The sequence below is a fragment of the Gordonia sp. YC-XJ4 genome, assembly GCF_059511865.1.
Map to the genome: position 1 here is coordinate 5,908,238 of NZ_CM183447.1, position 15,835 is coordinate 5,924,072.

Genomic DNA, 15,835 nt, shown 5'->3' on the forward strand with positions numbered 1-15,835 from the left:
ACCCCGCCCGGTATCGGCGCCTGATTGATAGCCTCGGTACCTGCAGCTGTGACGGAACGTAGTAGGTGGGTGACGAGTGGCGGACGACCGGTGGATCGAGGTGTCCACGTCGGCGTTCGCCCACGAAACCGAGGGTCTGCGCCTGCTGCGTGAGATCGTCCCGAGCGCTTCGCCGTACCGTGCGTGGACCAACTTCGAGTTCATGGACAATCACGGCGGCTGGAATGAGATCGACGCCCTGATCCTGGGCCGCCGGCGGTTGCACATGGTCGAGCTCAAGAGCTGGAACGGCGTCCTGAGCGGCAACGAGAAGAACTGGATTCTCACCGGCAGTAATCGGCAGAGCCGCACCCAGCGGTCGGCGCTCCTGACCACTCGTCACAAGGCCCAGAAGCTGGCCTCACGACTCAAGGACGAGGTGCGCAAGGTCGCACAGGAGCATCACCTGAACGTCGACAAGGTGATGCGCCAGTTCCCGTTCATCCAAGAAGAGGTGTACTTCCACGGCGATCGCTTCGCTGTGAATCTCTCCGATCTCGCGAAGTCCAACCTCTTCGGTATCGACGGGCGCGAGAGCCAGACCGGCTTACCCGGGATCGCTGCACGCCTGCTGGAGCCACCGAACGAGGGCCGGGACGTGTACGGCGAGGACATGAGCGTCATCATCGCCCTCGCTCTACGCGAACTCGGTGCGACGCGACGTACCGAGCGTGACGCCGGATCGTGGACGCTGACCGGTGAGACCCTCGACAGCGGCGACGACTGGCAGGACTTCGATGTGGTCCACAAGGTGACCGGCGTGCACGGTCGCGCGCGGATCGTCACCACTCGTCGCGGTGCACCGGCACAGGCTCGCGCAGCGGCCCGGCGCCGCATCCAGCGGGAGTACGAACTGATCCGGTCGTTGCGGCAGGAGTCGATCGTTCCGCCGCTGGATCTGGCCACCGACGACGACGGCAACGCCGTTCTCGTCTACGAGAAGCTCGACGACTTCGCGCCGTTGGATCTGGCGCTGCTCACGCGCACGCTGACCGCCGAGCAGCAGCTCGAGGTCTTGACACAGGTGGCCGAGGCACTGGCCTACGCGCACCGCAACCAGGTCTCCAACCGTGGCCTGTCGCCGAGCACGGTCCTGATCAACACCAGCTGCCTCGATGATTCGGGCGCGATCCAGATTCGGCTCGCGGACTGGTCGTGGGCAGGCCGAATCCATGCGACCACGTCCGCGTCACCCACTCTGGCCGGTTCGCAGATCGCTGGAACCACCAGTGATGACGACGTCTATCAGGCACCTGAGGATCGCTGGTCGCCGACCGCGGACCGGATGGCGGTCGACCTGTTCTCGTTGGGGGCACTGGCCTACTTCGTGCTCAGTGGCGAGCCACCGGCGCGCGATCGCACCGACCTGCGGACCCGCCTGCGCGCACAGAACGGTCTCGACCTCGCAGCCGTGGACGGCCGGTTCGTCGACGAACGATTGCGCTCACTCGTCCTGCACGCCACCCGACCATCGGTCTCCGAACGCGTCGACCTCGACGCCAAGACCCAGCAGCCCCGATTCGGCGCGGCCGAGTTCCGCTCGGCGCTGCAGGAATACAAGAGCGATAGCGGCCCGGATCCCGAGGTGCGCACGGACCCTCTGAACCCCCAACCCGACGACGAACTCGCTGACGGCAGGTTCATCGTGCTCAAGGTCCTCGGAGCGGGTTCCACCGCTCGCGGCATCCTCGTGGCCGACAACGCTGCCGACGGCGAACACCGCGTCCTCAAGGTGGGCCTCGACGACTCCAAGACGGCACGGCTGTACGAGGAAGCCGAGGTGTTGACCGCGCTGGGAGAACTGACTCCCAAAGTCCCCGGCGTGGTGGAATTACTCGAGCCGCCCCTGCACATCGGTGGCCGAACCGCGTTGCTGCTCAGCGACTGCGGCGAACAAACCCTCTCCGACATCGTCCGGCACACCGCAGTCAGTGACGCTCAGCTGAAACTGTGGGGTACCCAACTCCTCGACACCGTGGTCGCCCTCGACGCCGCCGGGATAGCCCACCGTGACATCAAACCGTCGAATCTCGGGCTGGCCAAGCACGCGTCCGCCGGAAAGACCAAGCGCCCCAGGACGTCCCTCGCACTGTTCGACTTCTCGCTGTCGCGGGCCGGCGTGACGGAGACCGAGGCCGGCACACCGACCTACCGCGATCCGTTTCTGGGCATGGGTACAAGAACAGCGTTCGATTCCGCGGCCGAGCGGTATTCGGCCGCGGTGGTGCTGTACGAGATGGCCACCGGCACCACTCCGGTCTACGGCGATGGCCAGTCCGATCCGACGTCGATCACCAATGACGTGACCATCGACGTCGAGTCGTTCATCGACGCCGGACTCAGCCAGACCCGCGCCGACGCGCTGGCCGCGTTCTTCCGGACGGCACTCGCTCGCGAGGCACGTACCCGTCACGACACCGCAGCAGCGATGCGCGATGCGTGGCGAGCGGTGTTCGACGCGCGCAGCCCGGCACCGACCACCGATCCCACGCCCGTAAAGCCTCAGGGCGCGAAGGCATATCCGGCACCCGTGATCGTCATCGATGCGCCGGACGACGTCTCCATGCAGCCGGCGTTCACCTCGCTGCCGGAGTTCGTGAGCGCCCTCACCGAGCTCGCCGGCCGACGCCCGTCGGTGATGCGGCGCCAGGTACTCGAGATGCTGCTCGGGACTCACGAGGACGCACCCGACGATCCGTTCGTCACCTTCAACGAACTCGCGCTCCGGGTCCACCTCACTCCGGCCCGGATCTCGCAGATCTTCAGCGAGTTCCCGGCACTGCTGTCGACCGACGATCCGGTCCGCGCATTCGTCACCGGGCGCGTCAAGGCCACCGTCGACGACCTCTACCAGCGAGCGCAGACGTTGCTGACCGCATCCGGCGGCGCCTCCACGCCAGAGCTCATCGCCCGAGAACTGGTGGGACAGATGCAGATCGGTGATCTGCACGACGTCGGGCGCACCGCGTTGGGCGTACTCCGGTTCGTCCTCGCCTGCGCGCCCAAGCCGACTGTCGAGGACACCACCGCCGCCGACGCCCAGCCGACCGGCATCGAGATGGTCCGTCGCCAGGGTGCGGGAACGGTGGCGATGCTGGCGACCGCCGCAATCGATCGCCGGTTGCCGGCGATGCTTGCGCGCCGGGCCGAGCGCCTTGTCGCCGAAGCACAGGAGCAGGGCACCACGCTGGTGCCGTCCACCGATGCGGCACCCGAGCTCAAAGACGAGGTGGCGGCAGCGCTGGGCATTGCGCAGCAGAGCGAGGTGGAGATTCCCCCGCATGTTCTGCTGGCGATTGCGGTCACCTCGTCACCGGAGCTGGGACTCTCCTCGCGGAATGAGCTGCATTCGGCGTCACTGCCGGTGGAGTCAGCGTTGCGCGCAGTGCTGCAAGGACTCTCCGACACCGACACTTTCGGCCGAGCTGAACTCGAGACTCGTCTCCTCGCCCGGTTCCCGGCGCTGCGGGGTGCGTTGCCGCGGCGCCCGGCACTTGACGCAGTGGTGGCCACGGTTGCTCCCGGAATGGTGTGGGACGAGCCCAGTGCCCGTTACCGATTCCCGAGAACGGACGAGCCGAAGGGTTCGACCATCCCGACCTATCGGACCCGCACACCCCACCCCAACAAAGTGGTCGGCCCACGCTCGGACGTTCTCAGTGCACTGGGTGCTGGTGAGCGGGGGGGCGGTGAGCGCCGGTTCCGCGCGCTGGGGGTTCCCATAGGCCACAGCGACGCGGTCGCCGAAGCATTGAGCGAGCGTTTTGCGGCCACGCGTATCAACGTCACCGACGTCATCCTCGACGCGATGCGCGCCCGCGCCGCCGAGGTCGGGCTGGACTGGTCGATGATCCTCGCCGCCGACGCCGGCGCGACTGCCGATCGCGAGGGCTTGAAAGGGTTTGTCGCCCAATGTGCTCCCGCGATCATCGACGTGGTGGCCGCAGCCAACGGCCCCGTGGTTCTCACCGATCTGTCAACCCTGGCGGCCTACGGTCAGCTCAACATCGTCAGCGCCTGGACCGATCTGGCTGCACCTCCGCCGCACTCGGTGTGGGCGATGATCCCGCAGCCGCACACGACCGGCGGTGCCGGGCCACTTGTCGACGGCGTGGCGCTTCCACTCAATAGCCCCGAACAGTTCATTCCGCTCACCGACGACGACGTCGGAGCGCTGATCGCACCCGCCGACGCCGCCCCGTAACCAGCACCCGCACAGCAACAGTCACCACCAAGGAGCCGCACTGCCATGTCCCTCGCCACCATCGCAGGATCGCAGCTGACGGCAGACCTCAAGCCACAGTTGGCGTTGCTGGTCGAGGACATGCGCGCAGAACTCGACGCCGACGCCGATCTCACCGCCGCGTGGAAGTCCGAACACCAACAGGCACGTACACAGGAACGCACCGCCGCCTCGTGGACCGACTTCGTTGAGGACCACCTCGTACAGGCCGCCGTCGGCTGGCTCCTCACATCGGTATTTGTGCGTTTCTGCGAAGACAATCTGCTGCTCGGACCGACCGCGGTGTGGATCGCCGGACCCACACCAGCACTCCGGCAACGTGCACTCGACGCGGAAGACCAGTTCTACCGTGAAGAGCGCGGCGCCGAGCAGGGCACCCGCTCGTATCGCGAGTGGCTTGAGCAGGGATTCGCGGCGCTTCGCGCCAACCCGGGTACCGCGTCCTTGGTGGACGACCACGCCGCGATCGGTCTCATCGCACCGTCGTCATACGCGATCGAGCAGCTTCTCGCCTATTGGCGCCGCACCGATGACGACGGCGCGCTTCGATGGAGTTTCGCCGATCCGGAACTCTCGACCCGCTTCCTGGGTGACCTGTATCAGGATCTCTCCGACTACGCGAAGAAGAAGTACGCGCTCCTCCAGACACCGGAGTTCGTCGAGGAGTTCATCCTCGACCGCACGATGGAGCCCGCGTTGAAAGAGCGACCGCTGGAAGGGTTCACGCTCATCGACCCGACCTGCGGGTCCGGCCACTTCCTCCTCGGTGCGTTCACACGCCTGGTGCAGAGATGGGAAGAAGCCGCGCCCGGAATGGAGCCGAGGGCTCGGGCCGACAAAGCCTTGGCGTCGGTGCACGGCGTCGACATCAACCCGTTCGCCGTTGCCATCGCCAAGTTCCGGCTGATCGTGGCGGCCATGAAAGCCTCCGGCGATCGCGATCTGGTGAACGTCCCGAAGTACACGTTGAATCTCGCGACCGGGGACTCGCTGTTGTTCGGTCCTGAACGCGATGGACAACATGCCTTCGACCCAGCAGGCGGCTTCGTCGACAAAGATGCTGTAGCAAGCGGATTCGCGTACTCCACCGAAGACCGTGAAAGGTTGCAGTCGTTGCTGACACTGGGGCAGTACGACGTGGTGGTCGGCAACCCGCCGTACATCACCGTCGGCGACAAGGCGCTCAACGCGCGGTACCGGGAAATCTACAGCCACTGCAAGGGCGCGTACGCGTTGACGGTGCCGTTCATGGAGCGATTCTTTGCACTGGCCAAGCGCAGCGACCGACCCGGTTGGGTCGGCCAGATAACGTCAAACGCTTTCATGAAAAGGAGGTACGGGATACCTCTGATCGAAGATTTTTTCCCACAGCTCGACTTGACGAGCGTAGTCGATTCCGAAGGTGCCTGGATACCAGGGCACAATATGGATGGAACCCCGACCGTGATCCTCATTGGCCGAAACCGAGCACCGGTTTCAACGGTGGTGCGGACAGTTCAGAGCATGGGTGTCCGGGAAGTTCCGGAGGATGTAGGAGAAGGTGGCTACGGGCCCTACTGGGAGTCGATTGTCGAACACGTCGACGAACCGGGGTTCGAAGATCAGTGGATCTCGGTTGTTGATTTACCGCGCGTGAACCTCTCGCAACATCCGTGGAGTCTGGCGGGTGGTGGTGCGGTCGAATTGATGGCGGCCGTCGACGCGCATGCTGGTCGGTTATTGTCTGAGATTGTCGAAGAGGTTGGCTTTGGTGCGGTCACTCGCGAGGATTCAGCATATATGGTGGGGTTGGGAACCCTTCGTCGTGCGGGGATTCCGGCGGATCAGCGACGCCCTATGGTCCTGGGAGAGGATGTCCGGGACTGGAACCTCAACGATCTTATCGAGAGCATTTGGCCATACCACCTGCAAACGCTCAGTGCGTTAAAAGACCCTAACATTCAGCGATTTCTGTGGCCGGTAAGAACTATTCTCAGTGGGCGAGTGGCTTATGGGAGCACTCAGATTGAACGGGGCTTGGAATGGTTCGAGTATTCAATGTTCTTCAGGAACAGATTTAGGTCACCGTTGACCATCACCTTCGCCGAAATAGAGAGCCACAATCATTTCGTTCTCGACCGCGGTGGCAAGGTGTTCAATCGTACTGCACCTGTAATCAAACTGCCGGAGAGTTCAACTGAGGAAGATCACTTCGGATTGCTCGGAGTGCTAAACAGCTCGACCGCGCTGTTTTGGCTCAAACAAAAGACGAAAGCGAAGGGCGGTGCCGCCAGTCATGCGTGGGCCCGTACTTACCAGTTCAACGTAACTACCCTGCTCGACTTTCCCCTGCCGGAAGGTTTGCCAGGGTTCTCCGCGTCGGACCTCGATGATCTTGCGCTCGGCGCTGCTCGGGTTGAACCTGCGGCAACGCTCGCGGCTAATGGCCCCTCCCGAGAAGCCCTGAACGCCGCGCGGGAGCAGAGCGCGGCCATCCGCGCCAGCATGATTCGCGATCAGGAGAACCTCGACTGGGAGGTCTACCAGCTCTACGGCCTGATCGACCAAAACCTGAACCCCCCCGAAGGCAATCCGGGCCCCGGCCTCGCGCTCGGCGAGCGCGCCTTCGAGATCGCTCTGGCCCGTCGGATGGCGGCAGGGGAGGTCGAGACCGCATGGTTTGAACGACACGGCTCGACTCCGATCACCGAGATCCCCTCCCACTGGCCGCAGGACTACCGCAACCTCGTGCAGCGTCGTCTCGACGCCATTGAGAACAACCCGTACATCCGGCTGCTGGAGCGGCCTGAGTACAAGCGTCGATGGGCCGGCGAATCGTGGGACACCAAACTGCAGCGTGCGCTGCGGGATTGGTTGCTCGACAAGATCGAGCAGCCGCAGCTGTGGGTCAATGCGCAGGGCCTGCCGCAACCACAGTCGGTGGGTGAGCTGGCCGGGGCACTCGGGCGTGACGCAGAGTTCGTGCAGGGACTCGACCTGTGGGCCGGATACAAAGATGCGCCGGTCACCGAAACTCTGGTGAAGTTGCTCGACGATCAGGCGGTGCCCTATCTGGCGGCATACCGCTACAAAGACTCCGGACTGCGCAAACGGGCTGAGTGGGAACGCGTCTGGGACATGCAGCGCGACGAGGATGCTGGTGTGATCTCCGCGACCGACATCCCGGTCCCACCGAAGTACACCACCGCGGACTTCCGTAAGACCGCGTACTGGTCGCATCGAGGCAAGCTCGACGTGCCCAAGGAGCGATTCATTCTCTACCCCGACGCCGGACGCGAAACCGACCCGACTCCGCTGCTCGGTTGGGCTGGATGGGATCACGCGCAGCAGGGTGTGGCACTCGCCGCGATCTACGCCATGCGTGAGTCCGAGGGCATCGAGCGCGAGAAGCTCGTGCCGATCGTCGCCGGCATCGCCGAGTTGCTGCCGTGGGTCAAGCAATGGCACAGCGGAGTCGACCCGAACCTGGGCATCGACTTGCACGAGTACCTCACTAGCCAGTTGCAGGAGAAGTCACAGACGGTCGGGGTGCCGGTCAGCGAACTCGGGCAGTGGCGCGCACCCGCACCGGTTCGTGGCCGAAAGACGAAGGCAGGTCAATGATGTTCCCAGGAACCGCTTCCGGGCCCGCGCACACCCTGCGTGAGGTCTTCGACATCACCGAATCCGCGGGACGCAACGATTACGTCCTCAAGCTGTCGGACTCGGTGGGCGACGCGCAACTCACGCAGACCATCGACTCCTATGTGGTCACGCCGGCGTTGGCCGAGGCGTTCGACGTCGCCCTCGGGGTGGTCGACGAGGGGCTGCGCACCGGAGAGAACAAGGCGGCATTTCTCGACGGGTCTTTCGGTTCCGGTAAATCGCACTTCATGGCCGTGTTGTACGCCATCCTCGGACACGCCCCGCAGGCACTCGCCGTGCCCGAACTCCAGCCGATCATCGTCAAGCACTCGGCTATCGAGCAGAAGAAGCTGCTGCGCTTGACCTTTCACTTCCTCGGAGCCGAGACCGTCGAGTCCGCACTGTTCAGCCAGTACCTGCAGCAGATCGCCACCCTACACCCCGACACCGCACCGCCGGTGCTGCACTCGGCCGGCGGACTGTTCACCGACGCCGACAATCGACGGGCCGCCGACGGCGACGAGAAGTTCTTTGCCACGCTCAACGGCTCCTCCGCCTCTACCGGAGCAACCGTCGACTGGGGTAAGGCCAATGTGTCGGTGGGAGTGTGGAACGCCGAGACATACGCGCAGGCGAGTGCGGCCGACGCCGACCCGGCCGCGCGCGCGCGGCTACAGCAGGCCCTGATCGGCACGTACTTCACCAGTTACTCGCGCAACACCGATTGGCTACCACTCGAGGACGGCCTTGCGGTGATCGCCTCGCACGCGCAGGGGCTCGGCTACCAGGGCGTGGTGCTGCTGCTCGACGAGCTGATGCTCTGGCTGTCGTTCATCATCTCCGAGCGGGAGCGCTTCAACGGCGAGGTCCAGAAGCTGACAAAGCTCGTCGAGACCAGCCGGGGGCGCCTTGCGCTCCCGGTGATCTCGTTTGTGGCCCGGCAGTTTGATCTCACCCGATGGGTGGCCACCGGTACCGACTCGGGCGCCACCCAGCAGGCAGCCGAACAAGCCATCCGACACCAGGCCGGACGTTTCGCGAATGTGGTTCTCGGCGACGAGAACCTGCCGTACATCGCCCACAAGCGACTGTTGAAGGTGCGGGACGCACAGGCTCAGCAATGGCTCGACGCCGCCTTCGCAGCCATCGACCGCAACCCCAAGGTGTGGGACGTGCTGCTCGACGGGGTCAACACCGATGATGTGCACCGCGGCTCGGATTCCGCCGCGTTCACCCTCACCTACCCGTTCTCGCCGGCGCTCATCGCGACGCTGCGCAGCCTCTCCGGGGTGATGCAACGCGAACGTACTGCGCTCAAGGTGATGAAGCAGATGCTGGAGGACAACGCCGACCGGCTCACCGTGGAGAACGTGATCCCGGTGGGTGAGGCGTTCGACTACATCATCGACAGCGCCGGAAGCACTCCGATCAACGACGCCGTCGCCCAGAGCTTCAAGACGGCGCGCACCCTGTGGTTCGAGAAGCTTCGCCCGTTACTATTCACGCAGGCCGGCGTCGACCCCGATACCGCCGACGCCGACGTTCCCGCCGGCTTGCGCGCCGACATCCGGATCGCCAAGACACTGCTGATGTCGGCGCTCGCGCCGAATGTGCCCGCGCTCAAGCAGATCGACGCCTCACGGCTCGCGTCACTCAATCACGGCAGCATCATCAGCCTGGTACCCGGCGATCAGGTGGGCCAGATCGTCACCAAGGTTCGGCGGTGGGCAGCCGACGTCCCCGAGGTCACCGTCTCCGGCGACGCCAACCCGATCTTCTCGGTGACCCTGGAATCGGTGGACTACGAGCGGATCATCGAACGCGGCCGCGAGAACGACACCGATGGTGAACGTCGAAAACTGATGCGCGAGTTGCTCAGTGAGTACTTCGGCGTGGCCGGCGCCCAACAGACCGTCGACGGTGCCTACCTACGGACCGTCACCTGGCGGGCCACCAGCCGTGACGTGGAAGTGGTGTTCGGCAACATCCGCGACCACGGTTACCTCTCCGATGAGGCATTCCGGCCGTCCCGCGAGGGAGTGCTGCGGATGATCGTCGACCTCCCCTTCGACGAGGCCGGACACACCACCGCCGAAGATCACGATCGCATCGACGCACTCATGCGCACGGCCACCGACCGGTTCACCATCTGCTGGACGCCGGCGTTCTTCCCCGAGAAGATCACCCGTCAACTCGGTCGGCTGGTGATCCTCAACTACGTTCTCGCCGGCGACAGGTGGGCGAGCTTCGCCAACGAGCTGGCCGAGGCCGACCGTCCGGCCGCGCGATCGATTCTGCAGCAACAGCAGTCGCAGCTGCGGAGCCAGCTCGGCTCGGCCATCCAGGTCTATTACGGTGTGGCGTCGACAGCGGGCGCCGACGCGGCGTTGTTCGCCGATCAGCCGCCGTTGCGGTCGCTGCACGAGGGCTTCGTGGCGCAGCCGCCGATCGGCACCACCCTCGGTGAGGCTGTCGACCGACTGATCGCCGATGCATTCACCGCCCTGTATCCCGATCATCCGGATTTCACCCCGGCCGACAAGCTGATCACCCGCAAAGAGTTGTCGATGACGCTGGACCGGTTGCGGGAGGCCCAATCCGATCCCGAAGGTCGACTGGCGTTGGATCGCAGTGATATCCAGACCGTGCGGCGCATCGTCAGCCCGCTGGGGCTGGCCAAGACAAGCGAAACCCACCTGATCTTCTCAGCCGATCAGTTCGCCGGCTGGCGCACACGCATCACTCAGGAGCTGGGTCGCGCCGGTGTGTCGACGGACGAGTCGGGTGCGGCATCGGACTCCGAGGTACCGGTGGAGGCGGTACGGACCGCGATCGTCACCTCCGGTCCCCGGCGCGGCCTCACCGACGACGTCATCGACCTGATCACCGGCGCGTGGGCAGCGCAGACACGGCGGTCGTGGTTTCTGCACGGATCAGCCGTCGCCGAGCCTGCTCTCGGTGACTTCCGGCGGCGTGGGCTGGCGCTGCGGATCGAGCAACTGCCCGATCGGCAGGTGTGGGTCTCGGCCATTGCTCGCTGGACCACACTCACCGGCCGACGGGTCAACGACTTCCTCACTCCGTCGAATGTCGCGGCATTCGCCGGGGATGTGCGAGCGTACGCCTCCGAGCGAGCAGTGCGTCGTACCCGTCTCGCGCGTGCACTCGAGAAGGCCTACTCCGCGCGGCATCTGGACGGTGGTGCCCGGTTGTCCACGGCAACAGCACTCGACGGGCTCTTCGCGCCGGAGTTGGCCACGCTCAACAACCTCGAGATCGTGGCCCGTGTTGCCGATGCCGATCTCGGCGGTGCCACCGATGTACAGGCCAGTAGGGCGCTCGGAACAGAAGGTGCCGTTGCCGATGCCGTCGAGGCCTTCACCTTCCGTAGGCTCGAACCGCTGTTGACATGCGCCGGCACCGAGTCCGAGACGGAGGACGGGCGAGACGCAGCGAGTATCGTCGCAGAACTCGACGACGCACTCGTCAGCCACGAGCTCACGATTCCGCTGGTTGCCGCTCTGGCGAGAGTCGGCCAGCGTCGCGACGCGTGGGTCGATCGGCGATTGAGCCAGCGACCCGCGGTCGTCGACGATCCGCAGCCCACTCCACCACCACCGCCGCCGGGTCCGCGAGCCTTCCAGATGGAGGTGTCCGATCCGTCAGGCTTCTCGACCGTGGAACGCAAGCTCGCTGAGCTCTTGGCCGCTCATCCCGGTACCACTTTCACGGTGACCGTCACCGAGTCGACCGGAGCCACTGCGGCGCGATGACCACTGCAACGGGTTTGCCGGAGGCTGATCTCGCGTCGATCAAGGGCGTGATCGGTGAACTTTCGGGCAAGAACTACCGCCCCGGCGTGGTTGCGGTGGCGGCAGTCCCGCACTGGGCGGGTCCCGCGGAACTCGCCCATGCCGGGACGCGAGTACTGATCACCACCGCTTCCAGTGTGCTCGCCATCCGTGACGTGCTGCGACGGCGTACCGAGACCGATTGGCTGGTGATTCTCACCGACCGGCCGTCCACGGAGATTCCCGCGGGAATCGCCGAGCACCTGGTGACCGGCCGACTCCGCAACCTCGATCCGTTCCCCTTGTTGCGCAACGTTTTTGCTGCATCCAAGCAAGAGTTCGGTCTCTTGGGCGACCAGACAGAGATCGCTCGGGCGATGCTCCGGGAGATCGGCGAAAAGCCCACCCCGGCGCCCGGCGGGGTGCTGACCGACGACCACGTCTTCACCGAGCTCGGCCAGCGGAAGTTCGACCTCGCCCGTGCCAACATGACCCCCCATCACGTGGCCCGGTGGTCGATGGATCCGGTGGCGACGCAGCGCTACACGGCGTGGGCGGAGCATGCGCATCCGGCGCTCGTCGAGCGGTACCTCCTTTGGCTCACCCGGCAGCTCGGCGAGCTGGGGCCGATGTTGATGTCGGCATGGCGGCGCCAAGGACCGGCATCGATCGTGCCGCTCGGTCTGATCGCCGGCGTGGTCGCCGGCACACCGCAGCCCGATGAGGATGCGGCCGAATCGATCCCGCGTATTCGCACTCGGCTGGAGATGAAGGTGGACGACGTCGTCCTGTCCGAATCGCAGCTCGCCGCGTGGGGCGCGGTGGCGACCCTGGCGGTGGCCGGCGCCCACGATCCCGGACCGGCGCTCACCGCGGCCGAAGCGTTGGTCACCGAACTCCACGCCGAGCCGCTGGTGGCTCGCTCCGATGTTCTGCCGTCGGCGCTCGTGGTGCGTATCGCAGCGTTCGCAAGCCGGTTGGCCATTGCGACACAGCACGCCGTAGGGGGTGACACCGCTGCGGATGTGAACCCGGTGGATCTCACCCCGGTCGACAATGCGTGGGCCGCCGTGCGCGCACACCGCGATCACGATGCAGCCACCGCCCCCCGAGACGTTCCGGTGGGGGCTGCGGCGTTGCGCTTGATCCGCCGATTGGTCGAACCGTGGCAACACCCCGCGACACTGTCGGAATGGCTGACTCGGTACCGCACCGATTGGTCGTGGGTCGACAGTGCGGTCAATCGTGCCCACATCGGTGCCGACAACCCGCGACTCGCACACGCCGTTCACCAACTCCTCGGAGCAGTCCGCACGCGACGCGCGCAGATGGATCGCGAGTTCGCGACACGTCTGGCAGCCGCCGGCGTGCACCGCGAATCCGGTTCGGGTGCACCGCTCTACGCCGAGGACATCCTCGACGCCGTGGTTCTGCCACTCACGGCACGCGATCATGGCGCCACCGGCGCCGGACTCGGCGGCAGCGAACCGTCCCGCTCGCCGGTGCTCCTCATCGTCGCCGACGGTATGGACGTCGCGTCCGCCAACGACGTCGTGACCGATGCCACCCGGCACCGGCGTCCGCAATGGCAGGACTGCATCCGCGCCGACGACGACGGCCCGCTCACTGCGCTGTCGGTGCTCCCGAGCGTCACCAGGTTCTCGCGGTGCTCGTTGTTGACCGGCGCCCTTGCAGCCGGAAGTCAAGATCGCGAACGGTCGGGCTTCGCGGACTGGTTGCAGCAGCGAGGATTACGCGGCCAGGGGCAAGTGCTGTTCCACAAGGCCGACCTCGACGCGGTATCGAAGGGACACTCGTTGGCGCTCGACGTTCGCCAAGCCGTACAGGACACCGCCAGCCGCACAGTGGTTGCGTGTGTTCTCAACGACATCGACGACGCGCTGGATCGGTCCGATCCGATCGGGTCCTCGTGGACGGTTTCGTCGTTCAAACACCTCGACGCGCTGTTGACCGAGGCGGCCGCCGTCGGCCGGACGGTGGTGCTCGTCAGCGACCACGGCCATGTGGTGGAGCGTCGTGAGCAGCCCAGTGTGCAACGCGGAGATCAGATCTCGGCACGTTACCGCGGGGCGTCGGGAACACCTGCAGCAGATGGCGAGATGCTCGTCGACGGAGAACGCGTACTCACCGACGATCATCGCGCCGTCCTCGCCGTCGATGAGCAACTTCGCTACACCGGGCTCAAGGCCGGATATCACGGCGGGGCAGCCCTCTCGGAGGTGAGTATCCCGGTCTCGATTCTGGTCAACGGTGCCATTCGCTCGTCACTGCCGCTGGTTCCCTCGGGTTTCGCTCCCCCGTCATGGTGGGATCTCGATGATGCCGCGCCGACTCCGCTGCCCGCGCCGGTCACGCCGTCACCAGCTCCTGCGCCGGCGAAGCGACCGGCCAAGAACGCGAAGCCTGCTCCGACCTCGGGACAGGAATCACTCTTCGACGTCGGTGAAACCCCTGCGGGCTCAACGGCGGATGATGCGGTCGCCGACGCGGCATTCGATCCGATCGGTCGACTTCTCACCAGCGGACTGTTCCTCAGTCAGTTCAAGCAGTTCGGTCGTACGCTCACGCACCAGTCGGTGGGGTCGCTGCTCCGGGAATCTCAGGCGGCCAACGGCGTGCTGCCGATGAGCAGGGTGGCCGAGATCCTCGGACTGCGTCCGGCACAGGCCCGTGGGGCGGTCGCGCACCTGAGCCAGGTGTTCAACATCGACGGTGTGTCGGTGATCGCGCAACACGGTGACGACGTGACGATTTCTTCGGCATTACTGTTCGAGCAGTTCGGGGTGAGCCCATGAGTGGGTCGTCTCCGAACGGGCCGGCTCCGACCGGTCTGTCACCCGTGCGGCGCCGTGAGATCTTGACCGCGTTGCGCCAGGGCAGTGTGCCATCGGGCAACCTCGACGTACTGGCCGTCGGTATCGATTCCTTTGCTCCGACGATCGATGACGAGATCGCGGCAGTGGCGGCCGGCGGGTCGGTCTTCAAGGCAGTGCGCGGCGAATACGGCTCGGGTAAGACCTTTTTCGCCCGATGGGTGGAGCAGCGGGCGATACGACAGGGCCTCGCTGTCGCCGAGGTACAGGTCAGCGAGTTGGAGACACCGCTGCACAAGCTGGAGACGGTGTATCGGCGGACCACGGAATCGCTTCGGACATCGGCCTTCGCGCCATCGGCATTCCGGTCCGTCATCGATGCGTGGCTGTTCGAGATCGAGAATGACGCCGCTGCCTTGGTAGCCGGCGATGTACCGACCGCGGACGAAGTCGGCGCGCTGCTCGAACAGCGACTCGCGGCGGTGGCCACTGCAGCACCGGTATACCCCATGGTGTTACGTGCATACCGCAGCGCGGTGGAGTCGGGTGACGCGGTCACCGCCGATGCGTTGATCGCCTGGCTCGGCGGCCAGCCCCACGTGGCCGCCACAGCAAAACGCGCCGCCGGAGTCCGCCAAGACGTCGACCACTTCTTGGCGATGGGCTTCTTGCAGGGTCTGCTCGCGGTACTCAAGGGCGCCAGGCATCCTGGGCTGGTCCTGGTGATCGATGAGGTAGAGACCATCCAGCGCATGCGCTCCGACAGCCGGGCAAAGGCGCTGAATGCGTTGCGACAGTGGATCGACGAGCTCGACTCCGGGCGCTACCCCGGCCTGTACTTGCTGATCACCGGCACTCCGGCGTTCTTCGACGGCCGGATGGGTGTGCAGTCCCTGCCGCCGCTCGCACAGCGTCTGGCGACCGATTTCACCACCGACCCGCGCTTCGACAATCCGCGCGCACCACAGATCCGGTTGCGCAACTTCGATATTGACCGGCTCGTCGAGGTCGGTACCCGGGTCCGTGAGGTGTACGCCGACGGCGCCGGAGACCCGACGCGCATCCGGGCCGTGGTCGATGATGCCTACATCGGGGATCTCGCACGAGCGCTGGCAGGAAAGTTGGGCGGGCAGGTGGGGGTGGCGCCGCGACTTTTCGTCAAGAAGCTCGTCGTCGACGTCCTCGACCGGGTGGACCTACACGCCGACTTCGATCCTCGGCGCGACTACGCGCTGACGGTCTCGGGCAGCGAACTCACCGATACCGAACGCGCCGCGGCATCGCCCGACGACATCGAGTTGTAG

At 65.5% G+C, this 15,835-nt stretch carries 5 protein-coding genes; all 5 read left to right on the plus strand.

From position 1 onward, the window contains the following. The first annotated feature begins 76 nt into the window (after positions 1-76). The 5 genes from AC5ZH6_RS26545 to brxD are packed head-to-tail and all read left to right on the plus strand — an operon-like array spanning position 77 to position 15,835. Positions 77-4,243, plus strand: a complete 4,167-nt coding sequence (locus AC5ZH6_RS26545) for a protein kinase domain-containing protein (RefSeq protein WP_006368777.1) — start codon at positions 77-79, stop codon at positions 4,241-4,243. Positions 4,244-4,288: 45 nt separating this feature from the next. Beyond that, complete coding sequence (gene pglX, locus AC5ZH6_RS26550; protein ID WP_006368779.1) at positions 4,289-7,885, plus strand: BREX-2 system adenine-specific DNA-methyltransferase PglX; 3,597 nt, start codon at positions 4,289-4,291, stop codon at positions 7,883-7,885. Then, on the plus strand, positions 7,882-11,679 hold the full coding sequence (locus tag AC5ZH6_RS26555; RefSeq protein ID WP_020173080.1) for a DUF6079 family protein: 3,798 nt from the start codon (positions 7,882-7,884) through the stop codon (positions 11,677-11,679). Before pglX ends, AC5ZH6_RS26555 begins: the two co-directional genes overlap by 4 nt. Then, positions 11,676-14,513 (plus strand): BREX-2 system phosphatase PglZ, encoded by a 2,838-nt coding sequence (gene pglZ / locus AC5ZH6_RS26560; protein ID WP_006368782.1) that lies wholly within the window; start codon positions 11,676-11,678, stop codon positions 14,511-14,513. Before AC5ZH6_RS26555 ends, pglZ begins: the two co-directional genes overlap by 4 nt. Then, positions 14,510-15,835: a BREX system ATP-binding protein BrxD gene (brxD, locus tag AC5ZH6_RS26565; RefSeq protein ID WP_006368783.1), complete on the plus strand. Its 1,326-nt coding sequence runs from the start codon at positions 14,510-14,512 to the stop codon at positions 15,833-15,835. The genes pglZ and brxD overlap by 4 nt, the downstream gene beginning before the upstream one ends.

What these genes read in the sequence shown, in the direction of transcription:
- pglX (WP_006368779.1), top strand. Translation starts at nt 4,289, where the DNA reads ATGTCCCTCGCCACCATCGCAGGATCGCAGCTGACGGCAGACCTCAAG.
- AC5ZH6_RS26555 (WP_020173080.1), top strand. Translation starts at nt 7,882, where the DNA reads ATGATGTTCCCAGGAACCGCTTCCGGGCCCGCGCACACCCTGCGTGAG.
- pglZ (WP_006368782.1), top strand. Translation starts at nt 11,676, where the DNA reads ATGACCACTGCAACGGGTTTGCCGGAGGCTGATCTCGCGTCGATCAAG.
- brxD (WP_006368783.1), top strand. Translation starts at nt 14,510, where the DNA reads ATGAGTGGGTCGTCTCCGAACGGGCCGGCTCCGACCGGTCTGTCACCC.